Origin of the sequence: Sphingomonas sp. 2SG, from assembly GCF_005503285.1 — a bacterium.
Taxonomy (GTDB): domain Bacteria; phylum Pseudomonadota; class Alphaproteobacteria; order Sphingomonadales; family Sphingomonadaceae; genus Sphingomonas; species Sphingomonas taxi.
Map to the genome: position 1 here is coordinate 23158 of NZ_SCMZ01000009.1, position 21317 is coordinate 44474.

At 68.9% G+C, this 21317-nt stretch carries 15 protein-coding genes; 7 read left to right on the forward strand and 8 right to left on the reverse strand.

The features are described from left to right. Nucleotides 1-17: 17 nt before the first annotated feature. Nucleotides 18-887: a DUF6528 family protein gene (locus FFS23_RS05675; RefSeq protein ID WP_249340538.1), complete on the reverse strand. Its 870-nt coding sequence runs from the start codon at nt 885-887 to the stop codon at nt 18-20. Between the two features lie 103 nt (nt 888-990). Here FFS23_RS05675 and FFS23_RS05680 point away from each other — a divergent pair, with 103 nt between their 5' ends. The 6 genes from FFS23_RS05680 to FFS23_RS05705 all read left to right on the forward strand — a co-directional run bounded on the left by FFS23_RS05680 (nt 991) and on the right by FFS23_RS05705 (nt 11072). Next, nucleotides 991-3699 (forward strand): TonB-dependent receptor, encoded by a 2709-nt coding sequence (locus FFS23_RS05680; protein WP_137897816.1) that lies wholly within the window; start codon nt 991-993, stop codon nt 3697-3699. Between the two features lie 60 nt (nt 3700-3759). Then, complete coding sequence (locus FFS23_RS05685; protein WP_137897817.1) at nt 3760-4845, forward strand: AraC family transcriptional regulator; 1086 nt, start codon at nt 3760-3762, stop codon at nt 4843-4845. A 110-nt stretch (nt 4846-4955) separates the two neighbouring features. Continuing rightward, the gene (locus tag FFS23_RS05690; RefSeq protein ID WP_137897818.1) at nt 4956-6044 is read left to right on the forward strand and encodes an efflux RND transporter periplasmic adaptor subunit; all 1089 of its coding nucleotides are present in this window, start codon (nt 4956-4958) and stop codon (nt 6042-6044) included. 3 nt (nt 6045-6047) lie between these two features. Next, a complete protein-coding gene (locus FFS23_RS05695) occupies nt 6048-9098 on the forward strand; it encodes an efflux RND transporter permease subunit (protein WP_137897819.1) in 3051 nt (1016 codons plus the stop codon). Beyond that, nucleotides 9091-10506: an efflux transporter outer membrane subunit gene (locus tag FFS23_RS05700; RefSeq protein ID WP_137897820.1), complete on the forward strand. Its 1416-nt coding sequence runs from the start codon at nt 9091-9093 to the stop codon at nt 10504-10506. The genes FFS23_RS05695 and FFS23_RS05700 overlap by 8 nt, the downstream gene beginning before the upstream one ends. A 53-nt stretch (nt 10507-10559) precedes the next feature. Continuing rightward, on the forward strand, nt 10560-11072 hold the full coding sequence (locus tag FFS23_RS05705; protein WP_137897821.1) for an Hsp20/alpha crystallin family protein: 513 nt from the start codon (nt 10560-10562) through the stop codon (nt 11070-11072). Between the two features lie 85 nt (nt 11073-11157). On the opposite strand, the gene FFS23_RS05710 is transcribed toward FFS23_RS05705, so the two are convergent. The 6 genes from FFS23_RS05710 to FFS23_RS05735 all read right to left on the reverse strand — a co-directional run bounded on the left by FFS23_RS05710 (nt 11158) and on the right by FFS23_RS05735 (nt 19757). After that, a complete protein-coding gene (locus tag FFS23_RS05710) occupies nt 11158-13002 on the reverse strand; it encodes a glycoside hydrolase family 35 protein (RefSeq protein ID WP_137897822.1) in 1845 nt (614 codons plus the stop codon). Nucleotides 13003-13017: 15 nt separating this feature from the next. After that, the gene (gene yghU, locus FFS23_RS05715) at nt 13018-13905 is read right to left on the reverse strand and encodes a glutathione-dependent disulfide-bond oxidoreductase (RefSeq protein WP_137897823.1); all 888 of its coding nucleotides are present in this window, start codon (nt 13903-13905) and stop codon (nt 13018-13020) included. A gap of 101 nt (nt 13906-14006) precedes the next feature. Beyond that, nucleotides 14007-15305 carry an O-acetylhomoserine aminocarboxypropyltransferase/cysteine synthase family protein gene (locus FFS23_RS05720; protein ID WP_137897824.1) on the reverse strand — a complete coding sequence of 433 codons (1299 nt, stop codon included), beginning with the start codon at nt 15303-15305 and terminating at the stop codon, nt 14007-14009. 124 nt (nt 15306-15429) lie between these two features. Then, a complete protein-coding gene (locus tag FFS23_RS05725; RefSeq protein WP_137897825.1) occupies nt 15430-16059 on the reverse strand; it encodes a nucleoside/nucleotide kinase family protein in 630 nt (209 codons plus the stop codon). After that, nucleotides 16056-17429 carry a sugar porter family MFS transporter gene (locus tag FFS23_RS05730; protein WP_038659129.1) on the reverse strand — a complete coding sequence of 458 codons (1374 nt, stop codon included), beginning with the start codon at nt 17427-17429 and terminating at the stop codon, nt 16056-16058. Before FFS23_RS05730 ends, FFS23_RS05725 begins: the two co-directional genes overlap by 4 nt. A 123-nt stretch (nt 17430-17552) precedes the next feature. Beyond that, nucleotides 17553-19757 (reverse strand): TonB-dependent siderophore receptor, encoded by a 2205-nt coding sequence (locus FFS23_RS05735; protein WP_137897826.1) that lies wholly within the window; start codon nt 19755-19757, stop codon nt 17553-17555. A gap of 222 nt (nt 19758-19979) precedes the next feature. On the opposite strand from FFS23_RS05735, the gene FFS23_RS05740 reads away from it, so the two are divergent. Beyond that, nucleotides 19980-20981: an ATP-grasp fold amidoligase family protein gene (locus FFS23_RS05740; protein ID WP_137897827.1), complete on the forward strand. Its 1002-nt coding sequence runs from the start codon at nt 19980-19982 to the stop codon at nt 20979-20981. Between the two features lie 144 nt (nt 20982-21125). Here the strand turns inward: FFS23_RS05740 and FFS23_RS05745 are convergent, their stop codons facing one another. After that, nucleotides 21126-21311: a hypothetical protein gene (locus FFS23_RS05745; RefSeq protein ID WP_137897828.1), complete on the reverse strand. Its 186-nt coding sequence runs from the start codon at nt 21309-21311 to the stop codon at nt 21126-21128. Nucleotides 21312-21317: the final 6 nt, after the last annotated feature.

The following is a 21317-nucleotide window of genomic DNA, read 5'->3' on the forward strand; positions in this document are numbered from 1 at the left end:
AAAGGTGCGGCGGCGGTTCATCGTACCCAGCGCACCTTGTAGAGGTGCAGATCGGGCACCGGCACATGCCGCCGGTCGCTGCCGTCCGGGCGCATCACCGTGAAGCCGTGCGCCCACCGGCTCGCCTCGGCCTGCACCCAGGCGATACGATCGTCGACCGCACTCACCGCCTTGACCTGCCGGCCGGGATTGAGCGGCGCATAGGCTGCAAAGCTGCCGCCATCGGGATCGAAGCGCCATACGCCGTCGTCGGTCGTGACAAAATAGCCGCCGTCCGGAGCAGGCGACAGATCATGGCCGTCGTGCCGCCCCGGCAGCGACCAGCGCGCGCTTTCGACCAGCCGCGGCCCGGCCGCGCCGCGGTCGAGGCGGAAGGCCTGAACGAGATCGTGCGACAAGGCGAACAGCCGTTGCCGGCGCTCGTCCCACACCGCGCCATGACCGGAGGGCAGCGGCAGGGTCTGGATGACCCGCTCGCTGTGCCGGAGATCGTACAGGTCAAGCCGGTCGCCGGCGGGATCGATCGACAGCGCGATCACGACCAGGCCGCCGGGCAGCAGTGCCGCCGAATGCGCCATCGGCACGCGGGCCCGGAACTGGACCTTCCCCGTCGCCCGATCGATCAGCACCGCGCCGCCGGTCGATGCGGTGACGAGGATCGCACGGCCGTCCTCGACCGGTTTGCATTCGTCGATATGGCCGAGCAGGCGGTCGCGATAGTCGCGCGGCAGATCGGCTGCGGCCTTGGCCGACCAGCGCCACGACTCGGTGGCGGCTTTGCTGTCGATCTTCAGCTCACGCACCTGATCGTCGCCGCAGGCATAGACCAGACCGGACACCTCCACCGACGCGGCGGCGAGCAGCATGCCGAGCAATATCATAGTCATAGGTCCCTTCGTCTGCGCGGCTACGCCAAATCGCGCCGCGTCACCGATATGTCACCTATAGTTATTAAATGACGCTCCCAAGTCAGACCTAGGGGGAAATGTCATGTTGCTGCGTACCACCTGCCGTGTGCTGTTGATGCTGTCCGGCGCGGTCCCTGCGATCACCGCCGCGCAAAGCGACACGCTTCCATCGGCGTCGCGCGAGAATGCGTCGGCCACCGCCGAACCGGAGGCGGAGGGGGATATCGTCGTCACCGGCGCCCGGTTGCAGGCGAAGAAGGACATCGCTGCGAAGCGCGAGATCGCCGTCATCTCCGACAGCATCAGTTCCGACGAGGTCGGTACGCTGCCGGACTTCGGGCTAGGCGAGGCGCTGACCCGCGTGCCGGGCGTCTCGACGATCCAGAACAACGGCCGTGGCGAGGCGCAATTCCTCTCGATCCGCGGGCTCAACGCCGATTACAATCTTGTCGAGATCGACGGCGTGCCGCTGCCCGCCAACGAGATTTCGCGCCGCAACGTCTCGCTTGACGTGATCCCGTCGTCGCTGGCGAGCCGGGTCGAGGTCTATAAGTCGATAACCGCGGCGATGAACGGCAACGCGATCGGCGGCATCGCCAACCTGCGCACGCGCAGCGCGTTCGACAATGGCGGCAAGAGCTTCGTCGGCGGTCGCATCGATATCGGCCGCTGGGACTTCCGACGCACGCGCGGCGGCAACCCGCCATCGGGCCAGGCCGAACTGGTCGGTGCGACGACCTTCGGTTCCGAGCGGCAATTCGGCATCGTCGTCGCCGGCAGCTATTTCCGCCGGGTCAGCGCGTCGCTCGACAGCGCGAGCACGACACCGCTCTACGTCGATCCCGCGAGCGGGCGGCGGCTGAACCCGGCGGGCAGCGACGCCAATTATGCCGCCGTCGTGCCGTCGGTCCGCCGCTGGCTGCACTATGACAATCTTCGCCAGCGCTACGGCGGCTTCGCCAAGCTGGAGTTCGACGATCATGCGATGTTCAACGGCGCGTTGACCGTCGCCGAATTCCATCACACCAACGACGAGGATCGTCAGGCGAACAGCGTCACACCGAACACGGCGTTGACCGCGGCGACCAACACCTACACCTATATCACCGATGTCACGCCGTCGGGCGGCAAGGTCACCAGCGGCAATTACGCCCAGGCCGACGCGTCCCGCTTCTTCCAGAAGCGCGGCATCAAATATGCCGACCTGCATGGCGAACTGACGCCCGGCGACCATATCCGTGCCGACCTCGGGGTCAATTATGCGGTCGCCACCTATCGTCAGGATGCGACGACGTCGGTCTTCCGTATTCCCGCCGGCACACGTCTCGCTTACGCTTATGCACTCACGCCGGGTGGCTTCCCGCAATTCACCTTCGCGGAGCCGGCCTATGTGACCGATCCGATCAAATACAATTTCTACGACTATCAGACCACGCCCGACGATCAGAAGGAGAAGGCGCTGACCGCGCGCGCCAATCTGGCGGTCAACATGGCGAATGAGGATGACGGGCTCGGCTTTGCGACGGGCGCCTATGCCCGCTTCCTCGACCGCCGCTACGACCGCACCGTCATCGATTACACCCCGATTGCCGGGGCCGCACCGCTCTCCAGCTTCATCGCGCCGCAACGGTATACGCCCTATAACGGCAGCGGACAGCGCGTGATGTTCTTCGATCCGGCCGCGGTCACCGCCTATTTCCATACCAATCCCGGCAGGTTCACGGCGAACGCGACCAACGGCCAGGCCAGCCTGCAATCCGACTATACGCTGACCGAGGAAATCAAGGCCGGCTATCTGATGGGGCGCTACGCCCGCGACGCGGTGCGGCTGACCGCCGGCATCCGCTACGAAGACACCGGATTGTCGACGGGCTCGTACAATTTCACCACGCTCGGCAAGACGACGCGTCTCGGCTACGGGCAGCAGCGCCAGCATTATCACGACTGGCTGCCGTCCGCGCAGCTCGATTGGACCGTCACCGCGGACCTGCGCGCCCGCGCCGCCTTCAGCCGGACGCTTGCCCGACCCAATTACAACGATCTGGCGGGACGGCAGTCCATCGCGATCAACACCGGGACCAACTTCGTCACCATCACGACCGGCAACGCGCAGCTCCGCCCCCGCCGCAGTGACAATTACGACGTCAGCCTCGAATATTACGCCAGCCGCGATGTCCTGTTCTCGGCGGCGGGCTTCATCAAGACGGTCCGCGACGAGATCCTGACGGTGAGCGACGCCGCGCTGCAACCGTATAACGGCGTCGTCACGCAGGTCACCACCACGCGACCGGTCAATGCCAGCGGCACGGTGATCCACGGCGTCGAACTCAATGCGGTGGTCACCCGCATGGCCTTCCTGCCGCAGCCGCTCGCCGGCCTCGGTCTCGCCGCCAACGTCACCCTGCTGCAACCGACGCCGCCGACGGTGATGATGACCAACGGCACCCGCCGCCGCCTGTCCAGCCTGGTCGAAAGCGCGAACGTCGTCGCCAATGTCCGTGCGTTCTACACCGTCGGCCCGGTGACGGTGCAGGGCGCATGGAACCACCTCTCGCCGCTGTTGCTGACCATCTCGACCACCGACCCGACGCAAGACGTGCGCTACAAGGCGAGCGACACCTTCGATGCGCAGGTGCGTATACGCCTGTCGCGCGCGATCACCGTGGTGGCACAGGGCAAGAACCTGTCCAACAATCGCCCGACGCGTATGGCCGGTCCCGGCTTCGACCTGCTCAGCGAAGAGCTCGAGAATGGTCGTGCCTATTATCTCGGCACGTTGTTCCGCTTCTGAACGGACGGGGATGCCGCGGGCGGCGCGCGCGACGGCGGTACTGGACATATCGGCCGCGCCATGGTTTCGGCGACGCATGACCCGCAGCCCGTACCGCCGGTGATCGCAGACCTCGACCTTCTGTTTCGCGGCGGTGCGATCGGGTTGCTGATGCTGGCGGCGGTGGTGTTCGCCCGTGCGCCGGCCTCGCTGCCGAGCCGGTTCGGCGTGGCGCTGACATCGTGTACGATCGTCGGAACGCTGGCCGGCCTGCCCCATCCAACGGGCGTGTTCGATCCGCTGCTGGATCTGAGCGCGAGCGCGGCGATACCGTTGTTCTGGCTGTTCGCGCGCGCGTGGTTCGACGATGCGTTTCGCCCCACGCCCGCCGCCCTGGGCCTGTCGGCGGCGTTTCTGGGCTGTACGCTGTACGCCAGCCTGGCAGCACGCGGCTGGGCGCCGCCGATCGTCGGGCTGGAGGTGGCGGTCTATCTCGGCGGGATGGCGTTCGCCGTCCATGCGCAATGGCTGGTCTGGCGCAACCGGTCGGGCGATCTGGTCGAGGCGCGACGGACTGCGCGGACGATCTTCGTCGCGTCGATCGGGCTCATCATCCTGTGGCTGCTGGGCAGCGAAATCGTCGGCCGCGTCACGGGCGAGCGCGCGCTGTCCGGCATGGCGGCCGCGGCCGGACTGTTCCTCGGGGCGTTCGCGATCACCGCGTTGCTGTTCGGATTGCGGCATCCCGAGGTCTTCCCCAGCACGATTGCGGGCGCAACGGGCGACGAGGCGGCGCCGGAGCCCATGCCGGAACCGCTCGACGCGGCCCTCGAACACCGGCTCGCGGTGATGATGACGCAGGAGCGCGCCTATCGCGATCCCGAACTGACGATCGGCACGATCGCCGCCCGCGTCGAGACGCCGGAATATCGCGTGCGCCGGCATATCAATCGCGGCCTCGGCTATCGCAACGTCAGCGACTATCTCAACGAACATCGGATCGCCGAGGTTCGCGACGCGCTTGCCGACCCGGCGCAGGCGGACGTGCCGATCCTGACGATCGCGATGGACGCGGGCTTCGGGAGCCTCGTGATGTTCAACCGCGTCTTCAAGCAGCGCTTGGGCGAGACGCCGAGCGCATTCCGGCGGCGGCATATCGGCGGCTAACCCGGTCGCGGACCGGTCCTTTCCGAAAATGACCGGTCGGTTTCGAGGAATTGCAGGCCCGCACCGGTCCGGACCGGCAGGGCGACCGCGTTCACCAACAGGACGCGTCGATGCCGAATATTTTCCCTTTCCCGGTCGGGCTGATCGCCACCGGTCTGACCCTCGCCTGCGCCGGCTGTTCCCCCGAGCCGATCGCATCGCCGCGGCCCGACACCACGCTGGTCGATACCGTCACGATCCATCATGCCGGCGGGCGCACCGCCTCGTTCGACGGCATCGTGCGTCCACGCCGCGATCTCGCGCTCGGCTTCAAGACGGGGGGTCGGGTGTTCGCATTGACGGTCCAGGTCGGCGACCATGTCCGCGCCGGGCAGGTGCTCGCCCGTCTGTCGCGCAGCGCGGCGATCGCCGATAGCGGACAGGCGCGCGCCGAACTGGCGGCGGCGAGTGCCGAGGCGGTGCGGGCCGACGAGGCGGCACGACGCGCGGCGGGGCTGGACGGAATCGGTGCGCTGTCGACCGCCGAGGTGCGCGACCGCGCGCTGGCCGCCAGCGCTGCCACGGCGAAGCGCGCGGCGGCCGCGGCGGCGTTCGCGCATAGCCGCGCGACGCTCGCCGACGCTTTGCTGGTCGCGCCGGAGGACGGGGTGGTGACCGAACGCACGGTGGAGCCCGGCATCGTCGTCGAGGCCGGCAGCCCCGTCGTCCGGCTCGCGGCGGGCGCTCCCGAAATCGAGGTGCGCCTGCCCGAGCGGGCGCATCCGGCCGTCGGCACGCTGGCGGAGGCGAGCTTCTGGTCGGCGCCCGATACGATCGCCGAGGTACGGCTGCGGCTGGTCGGACCGGCGGCGGACGGCGCGCTGCGCCTCCGCACCGCGCGGTTCGCGTTGCTCCACGACGTCGCGTCGATCCCGTTCAACAGTTCGGCCACCGTCACGCTGCGAACGCCCGATGCCGATGCGACCGTCCGCGTGCCGCTGACCGCGCTCGGCGCGCGCGGCGGCCGGCCGCACGTCTGGTCGCTGGCGATGGCCGGCGACCGCGTCCATCGCCGGCCGGTGCGTCTCGTCGATCTGCGCGGCGACGACGCGATCGTGGCCGGACTGCGCGACGGCGAACGGATCGTCGCGAGCGGCGGCGATACGCTGTCCGAGGGGCAGCGCGTCGTCATGACCGGCGTCGTCCCGGGCGGCAATTGAGCGATGGACCGGTTCAACCTGTCGCGCTGGGGGATCCGTCACCCGGCGCTCGTCGGCTTCCTGATCGCGCTGCTGTTCGCGGCGGGCGCCGCCCAGTTCTTCGCGCTCGGCCGCGACGAGGATCCGGGCTTCACGCTGAAGGAGATGATCGTCGCCGCCGCCTGGCCTGGCGCGACGCCCGCGCAGATGCAGGCGCAGGTCGGCGATCCGATCGAGCGCCGGCTGCGCGCCACCGAGCAGCTCGATTTCCTCCAGACCTATTGCGTCGACGGCCATTGCGTCATCCGCGTCTCGCTGAAGGACGGTGCGCCCAGCAGTCGCGTACCGGCGATCTGGCAACAGGTGCGCAATCGGCTGAAGGATATCGAGCCCGATCTGCCCGCGGGGGCGTCGGTCGTCGCCGATGACGATTATGCCGATGTCTACGGCTATGTCTTCACGCTGACCGGCGCGGACAATGCCCGGCTGGTGACGCTTGCCGAACGCGCGCGCGAGGCGATGCTGCGCGTCCCCGGCGCGGGCAAGGCGCGGATCATCGGCGAAATCCCGCGCCGCGTGTTCGTCGATCTCGACGGCCGCCGGCTCGCCGCAATGGGCCTGTCGCCGGATGCCGTCGTGCAGGCGCTGGCGAACCGCAGCAGCATCGCGCCGTCGGGCTCCGCCGAACGTTCGATGCGCGTGCCGGTCCGGATCGGCGGTGCGATCGACGGCGTCGATACGGTCGCGGCCACGGCAGTCCCCGCCGCGACCGGCTCCATCTCCGTCGGCGATCTCGGCGTGGTGAGCAACGGCTCTGCGGATCCGCCCGACGGGCTGGTCCGCCATGGCGCGCGACCCGCGGTGGTGCTGGCGATCGCGATGGCGCCCGGTGCGGACGGGCTCGGCTTCGGCCGGCAACTGGCGCAGGCCGCCGCGGATTTCACCCGGACTCTGCCCGCCGGGGTCCGGATGACGCAGGTCCAGGACCAGAGCCGCAACATCCGCGAGGCGGTCGATGCGTTCCTCATCAAGTTCTTCTGCGCGCTGTCGGTGGTGCTGCTGGTCGCGTTCGTCACGCTGGGGTGGCGCACCGGCGTGGTGGTCGCGCTGTCGGTGCCGCTGACGCTGGCGATCGTCGCGCTGTTCATGGGGGTGAGCGGGATCGGGCTCGAGCGGATCTCGCTCGGCGCGCTGATACTGTCGCTCGGCCTGCTCGTCGACGATGCGATCATCAGCGTCGAGGCGATGGTCGTCCAGCTCGAACAGGGTGCAACGCGATCCGATGCCGCCGCTTATGCATGGACGCACACCGCCTTCCCGATGCTGACTGGAACGCTGCTGACGATCGTCGGCTTCCTGCCGGTTGGCTTCGCGCAATCGACGACCAGCGAATATGCCGGCGGCATCTTCTGGGTGACCGGGTCGGCGTTGCTGGTCAGCTGGGTCGTCGCCGTCGTGTTCACCCCTTACCTTGGCGTGCGCCTGCTCCCCGAGGCACACGCCCGGCACGATGCCGCCGCGCGATACGACACGCCGCTCTATCGCCGGCTCCGCAGCGTGGTCGAGGGGTGCATGACCCACCGCAAGGCGGTGGTCGTTGCCACCGCCTTGCTGCTCGCAGCGAGCCTCGCCGGCGCGCTGTTGGTCCGCCAGCAGTTCTTCCCCATCTCCGACCGGCCCGAGATCATCGTCGACGTTAGCCTGCGGCCCGGAGCCTCGCTGACCGCCACCGCGGCGGCGGTGAAACGGATCGAGGCGGGCATCGTCGCGGATCGCGACGTCGCGCAGGTCGACAGCTATGTCGGCGAGGGCGCTCCGCGCTTCTATCTGCCCTACGGCCCCGCCCTGCCCGATCCGGCGACCGCGACGATGGTCCTCGTCGCGACCGATCTCGGCGCGCGCGAACGCGTCATCGCGCGGCTTACCGCGAACCGCGCCGCGCCCGAAGCCAGGCTGCATATCCGTCGCCTGTCGCTCGGACCGAGTGCGGGCTTCCCGGTACAATATCGCGTGACCGGCCCCGATCCCGAGACGTTGCGACGCCTGTCGGCGCGGATCGCGACGGTACTGCGCGCGACGCCGGGTACGACCGCGGTGCAGGTGGACTGGGGAACGCCGTCGGTCGCGATGCGGCTCGATCTCGATGGCGCGCGGGTGGCGCGGCTCGGGCTCGACCGGGCACGGCTGGCGGGTGAGGTCGCGACGATGATGTCGGGTCGGCCGGCCGGCGAGCTGCTGCGCGGGACCAAGCGGATCGGCATCGTCGTCCGCGGCAGCGCGGCGGAGCGTAACGATCCGGGGCGGCTCGCCGATCTGGCAGTGAGCACCCCCGGCGGTCCGGTCCCGCTCGGCGAGATCGCGCGGATCGGCGTGACCACCGAACAGCCGATCATCTGGAAACGCGACAATATGCTCTGCATGACGGTGCAGGCGGATATGACGGGCGACGTCCAGGCGTCGGACATCGCCGCGGCCGCCGAGGACCGCATCGCCGCCATCGCGCGATCGCTACCCGCCGGCTACCGGATCGAGGCGGGCGGCGACGGCGAATTGTCCGCCAAGGCGAACGACGCGATCTACCGGCTGCTGCCGATCACCGTCGCGCTGATGCTCCTGCTGCTGATGATCCAGTTGCAGAGCATCGGTCGCACGCTGCTGGTGCTCGCCACCGCGCCGCTCGGCGTGATCGGCGCGGTGGCGGCGCTGATCCTGACCGGGGCGCCGTTCGGCTTCGTCGCGCTGCTCGGGCTGATCGCGCTTGCGGGCATGATTATGCGCAATTCGATCATTCTAGTCGATCAGGTGACGCACAACCAGGCCGGGGGCATGGCGCTCCACGCGGCGATCGCCGCGGCGACGATCGGTCGCGCCCGGCCGGTGGTGCTGACCGCGCTGGCGGCGGTGCTCGCGTTCATTCCGCTGTGCTTCAACATCTTCTGGGGACCGATGGCGATCGTCATGATCGGCGGGCTGATCGGCGCGACCGCGCTGACCCTGGTGGCGCTGCCGGCGCTCTATACGCTGGCGTTCGATCGCCCGTCGCCCCTCACCGAGCAGGACAATCGACATGCGTGATCGCAAATGGCCGCTGATGCTCGCCGTCGCACTGGCGGGCTGCACCGTCGGGCCGGATTTCACGCCGCCCGCACCGATCCTGCCGCCGGTCTGGCAAGCGGCGGATACCGCCGCGTCGCCGACCCCCGGCGATGCGCCTTGGTGGCGCAGCTTCGACGATCCGGTGCTCGACGCGCTGGAGGTGCGCGCCGGCACCGCCAATCTCGATATCGCAGCGGCGATCGAACGGATCACCGCCGCGCGGATCGAACGCGGCCAAGCGCGCGCCGCCGGCGCACCGCAGGTCGAGGGGCAAGCGGGCTATAGCCGCGAGCGTCTCGGCACGGCAGGCATCGCTTCGGTCACGCAGACGCTGCTCGGGATCACGCCGGCGGCGACACCGCCCAAAGGCGTCGACTTCGATCTCTACAGCGTCGGCGTCGGCGCGAGCTGGGAGCTCGACCTGTGGGGCGGCCACCGCCGGCAGGCCGAGGCGGCACAGGCCGCGGTCGAGGCCAGCGACGCCGCCGCGCGCGGCGTGCGCCTGTCGGTCGAGGCGGAGGTGGCGCGTACCTACTTCCAGTTGCGCGGCCTGTGGGACGAGCGTCGCATCGCGCAGGACGGCGCCGGCCTCGCCGAGCGCAACGTCGGGATCGCCCGCACGCTGCTGGCGCGCGGTCTCGCCACGCCGATCGACGTCGCCGCGCGCGAGGAGGCCTTGCGGACCCTGCGCGGCGAGATCGTCGATCTCGACCATCAGGCGGCGATGGCGATGCGCGCGCTGGCGATCCTGATCGGCGCAACCCCGGATAGCGTGCCGATCGACCCGGCGACGCCGCCGCCGCCACGACCGTTGCCGCCGGTGGCGGCGCGCCTGCCCTCGGCGGTCGCGCGCCTGCGCCCCGACATCATCGAGGCCGAAGCACGGCTCCACGCGGCCACCGCGCAGATCGGCGTCGCGCAAGCGGATTTCTATCCGAAGATCAGCCTGACCGGGCTCTTCGACATCGACGTGCTCCATCTCGCCGATTTCGGCTGGGACGCGCGCAGCACCAGCATCGGGCCGGGCCTGTCGCTGCCGATCTTCTCCGGCGGACGATTGCAGCAACAGCTCGACCTGCGCCGCTCCGAAGCGCGCAGCGCCGCGCTCGCCTATCGCCAGACCGTCGTCACCGCATGGCGCGAAGTGGATGACGCCCTGTCGGCCAGCCGCGCGGCGACGGCGCGCCTCAATCTGTCCGACCGCGACCTCGCGTCGCGGCGGCGGACGGCGGCGATGGTCGAGGCGCGTCATGCGCGCGGCGATCTGGCGGCGGGGCCGGTGACCGAGGCACGGCAGGCGGCCCTGTCGGCGGAACGCGCGGCCATACGACAGCGGGTCGCCGCCACTCTCGCGCGTATCCAGCTTCATCGCGCGCTCGGCGGCTAGGTTCGCGCGGCCGTTCCTGCATCATGCCACGGACCAGAAAGGAGACAGGACCCATGGCCATTCGTGATCTGATCCCCTGGAGCCGCACCGACGATCGCGTCCCGGCGCCGTTCGCGGTCGAGCAGAACCGGCGCGATCCGTTGCTGTCGCTGCACCGCGAGGTGAACCGCCTGTTCGACGATGTTGTGCGCGGCTTCGGCGTTCCCGCCTTCGCCGGCACGGAGCCCGCGTTGCTTTCGCCCAGACTCGAACTCGGCGAGACCGATGCGGAGATACGCGTCACCGCCAAACTGCCCGGGCTCGACGAGAAGGACGTCGAGATCGTCGCCGAGGCCGGCGTGCTGACGCTGCGCGGCGAAAAGAAGTCGGAGGTCGAGGACAAGGACCGCGGCTATTCCGAACGCAGCTATGGCCGATACGAACGGCGGATCGCCTTGCCGCACACCGTCGAGACGGACAAGGCAAGCGCACGCTTCCGCAACGGCGTGCTGACCGTCACACTGCCGAAATCGGCCGCCGCTACCGACAATGTCCGCCGCATCCCGATCCACAGCGATGCGGCCTGATCGGCGCGTTCAAACGCGCCGACCGATCGAGCCAGCCCCACGCGACGCCCCGGCCGCAGCCGTGAGCGTCGCGTGCGGCGGCGCGTTATTGCGCCTCGCGTGTCGTCGTGATCTTGCCGTAGATCGGCGCCTTGAAGGTCGTCAGGCGATCGGTGGCGTCGCCGAGTAGGTCGAAGGCGACGATGCGGTTGGCGCCGGCCTGCATCCACGGCGCGGGCGCATAGAGCGTGTGCACCGGACCGATCGACCAGAAGCGGCCGAGATTGTGCGCGCCGAGCCAGAGCTGTCCCTTATACACGCCGCGCATGTCTAAATAGGTGTCGCCCGGCCGGTCGACAGTCATCTCCGCCTCGTAGAAACACGGGCCGGTGCAGGGCGCGGCGGTGAAGCGCAGCCCCGACAGATCGTCCATCGGCAGGCGGTACATCCGCCAGTCCTCCAGCACGGTGCCGTCGAGCGTCACCGCGCCGGTCAGCCCGGTCTGCTCGGTGCGGATGGCGCGCGAATAGTTCACGCGGCCGGTGTTCTCGACCAGCACGTCGAGCGTCGCGGCACCGGCGCGGGCGGGCAGCGTCACCGTCTCCTGTCCCAGCCGGCGGTCGAGCGCGCCGACCAGCTTGCGGTCGACATAGACCTGCGCGTAGCTGTGCATCCCCTTAAGCGTCAGCGTCTTGCGCGCGCCCGCCGGCAGCGCGACGCGATACAGGACATAGCCGTAATTCTGATCGAGTTCCTCGAAGGTCATCGGCAATTTGGCGCGGACCGGTTCGGGCAGATGGTCCCAGAGCGACGCGCTGCGTCGGATCGGCGAGACCGGGAAGGTGACCGCGACCGTCGGCGCCGGGGTCGGCGCGGCGGGCTTGCCGGTGACCGCAGCGATAGCATTGGCGATCAGCGCATATTTGTAGCGCGGATTGCCCGCCTCATCGATCGGCGCGTCGTAATCGTAGCTGGTCGTATCGGGGTGGTAATCGGTGCCGGTGTGCGAATCGGCGCCGTTCATCCAGCCGAACGTCGTGCCGCCGTGGACCATATACAGCGAGATCGAATAGCCACGCTGCAGCATGAAGCGCATCTCCTCGGCTTCCTTGCGGCCGTCCGTCTCGTGATGGTCCTCGCCCCATTTGTCGAACCAGCCCGCCCAATATTCGCCGACCATGCGCAGGCCCGCGGGCCGATACGCCTCGAGCTTGGCGACCGCATTGGCCGCGCCGCCCGAGCCGAAATTGACCACCGAGGGCAGATGCGGCAGCGAGCCCCTGGCGAGGTCCGACGCCTGGTTCGAGGTGAACAGGATGCCGTCGGCGAGGCCGGCACGGCGATAGGTCGCCTCCAGTCCCTGCAGATACGCCTTGTCGTCGCCGAACGCGCCATATTCGTTCTCGAGCTGCACCGCGACGATCGGCCCGCCGTTGGCGAGCAGCAGCGGCTTCACCTCCTGCCCGAGCCGGACGATCCAGCGCTCGACCGCGGCGGTATATTCGGGGTCGGTCGAGCGCAGGACGAGCTTTCGATCCTTGAGCAGCCACGCCGGATAGCCGCCCAATTCCCATTCGGCACAGACATAGGGGCCGGGGCGCAGGATGACGTTCAGCCCCTCCGCCTGCGCGTCGCGGATGAAGGCGGCGATGTCGTTCTGGCCGCTGAAATCATAGACGCCGGGCCGCGGCTCGTGGACGTTCCAGAAGGCGTAGGTGGTGATCGTATTGAGCCCCATCGCCTTCGCCTTGCGCAGGCGGTCGCGCCAATAGGCGCGCGGGATGCGGACGTAGTGGATCTCGCCCGAGATGACCTGATACGGCTTGCCGTCCTTGACGAAGCCGGCGCCGGCCACTGCGAAACCGCGCGCCGGGGCCTCCGGTTGCGCGCCCGCCGCCGTCGTCGCCATGGCGAGCGCTGCCGCCAATACCGATCGCTTCGCCAAGGTCATTCGTCGTTTCCCCTTTTATGGATTGGCCGTCGCCGCCAGCGCCGCGTCGATATCCGCCGCCTCGTGCCGTTCGCGCAGGATGCTGCCCGGCTCGCCGATGATGCGGTTGACGATGCGACCGCGCCGTACCGGTTCGCGCGCGGCGATCCGGTCGGTCCAGCGTTGCAGATTGGGATAGTCGCCGGCGCTCAGGAACGTGCTCGCGCCATAGGTGCCCGTCAGCAGCCCGCCATACCACGGCCAGACCGCCATATCGGCGATCGAATATTCGTCGCCCGCCAGATAGCTGTGCTCCGCCAGATGCGTGTCGAGCACGTGGAGCTGGCGCTTGGCCTCCATCGCATAGCGGTTGATCGCATATTGGATCTTGATCGGCGCATAAGCGTAGAAATGGCCGAAGCCGCCGCCGACGAACGGTGCCGAGCCCATCTGCCACATCAGCCAGTTGATCGCCTGCACCCGCGCCGCCGGATCGGTCGGCAGGAAGGCGCCGAATTTCTCGGCGAGATAGAGCAGGATCGATCCGCTCTCGAACACCCGCGTCGGCGGGGTCGTGCCGTGATCGGCGAGCGCCGGGATCTTGGAATTGGGATTGAGCGCGACGAAGCCGCTGCCGAACTGGTCGCCCTTGCCGATCTCGATCAGCCACGCGTCATATTCGGCGCCGGCATGGCCCGCCGCGAGCAGCTCCTCAAGCAGGATCGTCACCTTCTGCCCGTTGGGCGTGCCGAGCGAATAGAGCTGGAGCGGATGGCGGCCGACCGGCAGCGGCGCATCATGCGTCGCGCCCGAGACGGGGCGGTTGATGCTGGCGAACTGGCCGCCGTTCGCCTGATTCCACGTCCACACCTCGGGCGGTACGTAGCCGGCGGGCAGATTGTTCGCGCTATCCTGATCGGCCATGGTCGGTCCTTTCGTCGTTGGTCTATCGCCGGGTCCGGCGGCCGCCAAGCTCGCCGGCCTAGCAGGCTGTTCGGCAAGGGTTTTGTCGATCGGCCGGCTGACTAGACCGCGGCGCGGTCGAGCGCCTGGCGCAGGTCGGCGAGGATGTCCTCCTCATGCTCCAGACCGACCGACAGGCGGACGTAGCCGTCGGAGACGCCGGTCGCTTGCCGTTCCCCGGACGACAGCTGCGAATGGGTCGTCGACGCCGGATGGATCGCGAGGCTGCGCGCGTCGCCGATGTTTGCGACATGATAGAAGAGCTTCAGCGCGTTGATGAAGGCGCGCCCCGCCGCCTCGCCGCCGGCCAGTTCGAAGCCGACGAGACCACCCTGCCCGCCGGTCAGATAGCGCGCGGCCCGTTCCGCCTGCACGCCGGTCTGCACCGAGGGGTGGATGACGCGGATCACCTCGGGCCGCGACTGGAGGAAGGCGACGACCGCCGCGGCATTGGCGCAATGGCGCGGCATGCGCAGCGGCAGCGTCTCGAGCCCCTGCAGGATCTGAAAGGCGTTGAACGGCGACAATGCGGCGCCGAGATCGCGGAGCAGCACGGTACGTGCGCGCAGGATATAGGCGATGGGACCCAGCGGTTTCGCCGCCTGGCTCCACACCGCGCCATGGTAGCTGGCGTCGGGCGTGTTGAGCAGCGGCTGGCGCTCGGGAAACGCCTCCCAATCGAAATTGCCGCCGTCGACGATGATGCCGCCGATCGACGTGCCGTGGCCGCCGATATATTTGGTGGTGGAATAGACGACGATCGCCGCGCCGTGATCGAACGGCCGGGTGAGCAGCGGCGCCGCGGTATTGTCGACGATCAGCGGGATGCCGAGCGGCCGGCCCAGCGCTGCGATCTCGGCGATCGGCCCGACGATCAGCTTGGGATTGGGCAGGGTCTCGACATACCAGGCGCGCGTCCGCTCGTCGCTCGCGCGCGCGAAGGCGTCGGGATCGGCGGGATCGACGAAGCGCACCTCGATCCCCTGGTCCTTCAGCGTGTTGGCGAAGAGATTCCACGTGCCGCCGTACAGATCGGTGCCGCTGACGATATTGTCGCCGGCACGCGCGAGATTCTGCACCGCATAAGCGGACGCCGCCTGCCCCGACGCCACCGCCAGCGCCGCCGCGCCACCCTCGATCGCGGCGATCCGCCGCTCGAGCACGTCGGTCGTCGGATTGCCCAGCCGGGTATAGATATTGCCGAGTTCGCGCAGCGCGAACAGGTCGGCGGCGTGATCGGTGTCGCGGAACTGGTAGGAGGTGGTCTGGTAGACCGGCGGCGCCACCGCGCCGGTCGCCGGATCGGCGCGCCAGCCGGCATGCAGCGCGAGCGTTTCGGGGTGCAGCGTATGATCGACCATGGCCATCGTCCTCTTCGAGCGGGTGCTGTGTCGACCGCGATGCTAGCCACGCGCCGTTCGAAGGGGAGATACTTTTGCTTGCCGCCGCCCAGCCGGCGCCATGGCCGTGGGCCGCGTCGCGGGATCAGCCGGACGTCACGTCGACGGCAAAATCGGCGCGCATCGCGCTCCGCTCGATGAGGACGGCATTGGGCTCGTCGGTACGATCGATCCAGTCGAGCGCCTCGGCGCGGCTGCGTCCGAATGCCATGTGCCTCGCGAGCAGCCACTCGCGGCGTTGTGCCGACGGGGTGCGGACGTAGCAGCAGCGATCCAGCAGACCGCGCACCGGCGACCACGGCCCGTCGAGGAGCAGGTAATTGCCCTCCACCACGACCAGCGGTGTGCCTGCCGGCACCGGGATCGCGCCGGCGATCGCCTCTTCGATCGCGCGTTCGAACCGGGGGGCGTAGACGGTTTCGCCGGCGACCGGATGCCGCAGGCGATCGAGCAATGCGACGAACCCGGCGACGTCGAACGTGTCGGGCGCGCCCTTGCGATCGCGGCGGCCGAGCCGGTCGAGCTCCGCATTGGCGAGATGGAAACCGTCCATCGGCACGACGACCGACCGGTCGGCGAACTGCCGCGCAATCCGGTCGGCGAGCGTCGACTTGCCCGCGCCGGGCGGACCGACGACGCCGAGCAGCGCGCGGCCGCGGCGGGCGAGCAAGGCGTGGATCGCGTCGCCGAGCGGTGCGGGTAGCGCCTCCGTCATCGCGCCGACGCGAAGGTGCCGTTCTGCAGGCTCGCCTCGATCTCCTCGAGCGATCGGCCCTTCGTCTCGGGGACAAAGCGCCAGACGAACCCCCAGGCGAGCAGGTTCATCCCCGCGAACAGCCAGAAGGTCGCAGCGGTGCCCAGCCCCTCGACGAGGCTGAGCGTGGTCAGCGTCACCAGCAAGTCGAAGCTCCAGTGCGACAGAGCGACGAGGCTCATCCCCTTGCCGCGCACCGACAGCGGAAACACCTCCGCGCCAACCAGCCAGATCGCCGCCGAGATGCTGCCGACGTTGAACACCTCGTAGCCGAGCAGCCCCGCCGCGGCGACCCAGCGCATCCCGCCGGTCGGCGCGCCGTTTGCGAAGGCGACCGCGATCATCGCCAGCCCGATCACCGCCCCCGGCAGGAACCGCAGCATCAGTCTACGCCGCCCCCAATGATCCACGGCCCAGGTGCCGAAGATCGTCGTCAGCACGATCGTCACGCCGACGACGAGCGCGGTCAGCAGCGCCGCATTCTGGCCGAGCCCGGCGTTGGTCGCGATCGTGGGCGCGTAATAGATCACCGCGTTGGTGCCGGTGATCTGCGAGAACATCGCGACGCCGGCGCCGGCGATCAGTGCCGGGCGCATGCGGCCGGACAGCAACGTCCGCCAGCGCCCCTCGACGTGCACCGTCTCGCCGATCGCGGCGAGTTCGGTCTCGACCTCCGCCGCGCTCGGCCGCAGCCGTGCGAGGATGGCGCGCGCCTTCGCAACGTCGCCCTTGAGCGCGAGATAGCGCGGGCTTTCCGGCAGCACGATCATGCCGATCAGCAGGATCGCCGCCGGCACGACGCCGAGCAGGAACATCAGCCGCCAGTCGCCGCCCTCGCCCAGCAGACCGTCGGCGACGTGGCTGCCGCCGAGCAGCCAGCCGACGATCGTCGACACCAGGATGCCGCCGACGACCGCGAGTTGGAACATCACCACCATCGCGCCGCGCCGTGCCGCCGGCGCCAGTTCGGCGATATAGACCGGGATGATCTGGCTCGCCGCGCCGACCGCGAGACCGAGGACGAGACGCGCGGCGGTCAACGACGCCACCGAGCCGGCGACGGTCGACGCCACGGAGGCGATCATGAAGACGATGGCGGCGACCATGACGGTGGGCCGTCGGCCGATCCGGTCCGACAGCGGCCCGGCGCCCATGCATCCGACGAGCGCGCCGGCGACGATCGCGGCGGTGACGATCTGCTTGCCGACGACCGAGATCGGGAAGCTGTCGCCGATGAACAGCAACGCCGCCGAGATGATGCCGGTATCGTAGCCGAACAGCAGGCCGCCCAGCGCGGCGATGCCGGCGATCAACAGGACATGAGCACGCATCCGCAATCCTTCGTTCCGGCCGATCGACGGCTGACACTCGGCCGTAATCCGCAATCGCCGTTCGTGCCAGAGGGGCGGTATTGGAAGGATCGATGCGGCTTCGCTGACCAAGTGGCTGCCAGCTTATCCCAGCGTGTAGCGCAAGGTCGCGAATACCGTGCGGGGACTGCCGTAATAATTCCCGCGGGCGGTCGAGAAGATGCGTGCGTAATAGGTGCGATCGAGCACGTTGTTGACGTTGATCGACACGCCGAGCTGCTCGGTGAGCTTGTAGCCCGCGCGGAGGTCGAGCACGGCGTATCTGCCCTGTCGAACCAGGGTGGACAGCACACGCGTGCCGTTGGCGGCGATCGACGACCGCGTGCCGCCGGAGGTCGCCCCGAAGACGGTCAGGCCGCCGCCGATGCTGGCGCCGGCCAACACCCCGTTCGTCGGCGCGTAATTGGTGAACACCTTGCCCATGTGGCGGGGGATGACCGGGACCAGCGATGTGCCCTCCAGCGCCGGGTTGATGTCCTCCAGCAACTTGGTGCGCGTGTAGCTGTAGCCGCCGTTGATCCGCCAGCCGGGCAGGATCTCGCCCGTCGCCTCCAGCTCGATGCCGCGCGCGCGTACCTTGCCGAGCTGGTAGTAGAGATTCGCGTCGACGGGGTCGTTGAACAGCCGGTTGCGCTGCGTGATCTGATAGGCCGCGGCGGAGAGCAACAGCCGGTCGTGCATCAGCGAGACCTTGCCGCCTGCCTCGAACTGCTCGCCGACCATCGGCTCGATTCTGCCGCCGTCGCCGCGCTGGCGACCGACCGGCTGCGCCTGCGGCGTGAAACTGTCGGCGTAGCTGGCGTAGAGGTTGAGGTGGCGGGTCACGTCCCAGACCAATCCGGCATAAGGCGTGAAGCGGTTGTCGATCGTATAGCCGGTGCGGGCCCCCGGGGTCGGCAACACCGTGCGCGTGTCGGTATCGAACCAGGTCAGCCTTCCGCCGCCGATCAGCGTCAGCCCGGCGAGCGGGCTGAGCCGCATCTGGCCGTACAGGCCATATTGTTCGAGGTGGGTGACCGATCCGCCATAGACTTGCGTGACGCATTGCGCCGGCGTCTGCACCGGCGCGCAGATCCCCGCGGTGCCCTGCACCGGATAGGGCGGCAGCGGGCCATAGGGATCGAGCGGCGGCTCGGCCGGCGAGACGGGATTGAAGACGTCGATCCGCGCATAGTTGGACAGGCGGGTGAAATAGGAGGTGCCGGCACTCGCCTGGTGATCGGCGCCGAGGATCAGCGTCTGGTCGCGCCCAAACAGCGGGAAGCTGCCGATGCCGTTGACGTCGAACGACCGCGTCTGCTGCTTGCTGTCGCCGCGATAGGCGATCTGGTTGGTGAGGCCGCGGTTGGCCGGCGTCACCGGCTGCGCGCCGATATAGCTGTAGACGTCGACCCGGTCGACATCGGTGTAGAGCCCGGTCGCGCGCAACGTCCAGCGATCGGAGACGCGATGCGCCAGCTCGACGAAGCCCGACCAGGTCTTCGCATCGAAGCGGTTCCAGTCGGCGCCCAGATAGGTCGATCGCCGCACGTCGAGCAGCCGCCCGTCGCTGCCGTCGGCACCGCCGGCATAGCCGGGCAGGCCGGACTGGACCGCCGGGCGGAAGCGATCATAATTCGCGCCCGCGGTCAGCGTCGTCCGCGAACCGATCTCCAGCGTACCGACGGCGAAGGCGTCGAGCCGGTTGCGATGCGCCGTGTCGAAGAACTGGTTTTGATCCTGCGCCATGACGCCGGCGCGGAGCGCGGCGACGCCGCCGACCGGGGTCGAGACGTCGAGTTCCAGGCGGAGATTGTCGTAGCTGCCGTAGCCGGCGCTCGCCTGCATCCGGGCGGTATCGAGCGGCCGCTTGCGCACGAGATTGATGCTGCCGGCGGGATTGCCCGAGCCGCTGAACAGCCCCGCCGGCCCCCGCAGCACCTCGAGCCGGTCGTAGAAGAACAGGTCGGGCACCGCCGAGGGGAAGTTGACCGACAGCGTCGGGACGCCGTCGATCAGATAGTTGTTGATCGCGAAGCCGCGCGAGAGGAACGACGGGTCCTCGCTGCCGACGCCGTTGACGGTGATGCCGTTGGTCGCGGTCAGCGCGTCTTCGAGCGTGAAGAGGTTCTGCGCCTCGATCTGTTCGCGGTCGACGACGGTGATCGTGTTGGGCGTGTCCTTGAGCGGCGTGACGGTCTTGCCGACGCCGCGGCCATAGCTCTTGCCGACGACGAGGATTTCGTCCTCGCGCTGCGAATCGGCGGCGCCAGCCGCGACGGGTTCGGCCTTGGCCGACGAGGCCGGCATGGGCGCGGCACCATTCACCGAAGCCACGCCTGCGAGTAGAACGCCCAGATAGATCACTTCACTTCCCCTTCGATGCCGGCGACCTAACGGCATCGTTGTTGCGAGTCACTAGCAATATCAATTGCTGGACCATGTCTTATTGTTAACGGCTTGTGGCCGGAGCGTATGGGCGTCCCCCGTCGTGGCGATTGCCTGTGAAAGAACCCCACGCTACCCGAAGGGATGGATCGCACCCGCCCGCCCGTCTCCTGCCGCGTTGCGGATACGCCCGCGGCCGATGACGACGCCTGTCAGGCCGCCGACGGTGTGGCCTTCGATGCCGCCGCGCCGATGACGCGCGCGTTCAACCATGTCATCGCCGGTCCGCATTTCCGGCGCCGCTTCGGCCGATGGCCCCTGCCCGCCGCCGACCCACGCTCGACGATTAACGACGTGATCTTCGACCGGATGATCGATCCGCGCTGGACGCCGCTCGAACGCGCCTTCGTCGACAAGGAGACCGCGAAACGGGAAGCGCAGCGGCTGTCACCGGGCCTGCGCGTGCCGGAGACGCGGCTGGTGGTGGCGATGGACGACGTACCGTCGCCGGAGGCGCTGTTCGGACGGCTGCGCCCCTTCGTCGGCACCGCGACGATAGCCAAGCCGACGCATGCCAGCGGCGGCACCGTCTTTCTGCGCGACGTCACCGGGCCGGAGGACCTGCGGCGCTTGTTCTGGCTGGCGCGGGCCGACTACGCGTCGATCCTGCGGGAGATGCAATATTGGCGGCTGCCGCGGAAGATCATCGTCGAGGCGCTGGTCCCGAGCGCCGCGGGGACATCGCCCGACGATTACAAATTCCATTGCGTGCGCGGACAGCCGCTGGTCTGCCAGGTCGATCACAGCCGCTTCGGCCGGCCGTGGAGCCGGCTCTATCGCGTCCCGAGCTTCGAGCCGATGGACCGCGAGGACGGGCTGGCGCCGCCCGCCGGCCATGCGCTGCCCACCGCCGAGCGGATCGCGGCGATGATGGCGGCGGCCCGCGCCCTGTCCGCGCCGTTCGAATTCGTCCGCGTCGATCTCTACGACGGCAGCGACGGCATCTATTTCGGCGAACTGACCTTCACCCCGGCGGCGTCGCTCGGCATCGCGCCGGCGGCGGCGGGCGATCATGCCGAGAACGCGACGCACCGCGTCTATAGCGGGATCGTGATGGCGGCGCTGGCCGGCGACGGGCAGGCCTGACCACTCGACCGCCCTCTCGGCGCCGACGCGCGCGTCAGAACAGCCCGATCTTCGCCCCCAACGCGTAGATCATGCCGCCGAAGCCCACCAAGAAGAGCACGGTGGCGACCGTCGCGCCGAGATCGATCCCGGCGTGGCGCCGCTTCACAGGCCCGGTGCCGCCTTCACGATGCCGTGGACCTGCTCCAGCGTGTCGAGGATCAGGCGGAGGTCGGCGGCGGTCAGCGCGCTCGCCTCGTCGACATACGCGCCCGCGTCGAAGGTCGCGGCGAACGCGTGGAGATGGTTCAGGGCTTCGCCCAACCGGTGGGTCGCTGCATCTTCGGTCATGCCGCC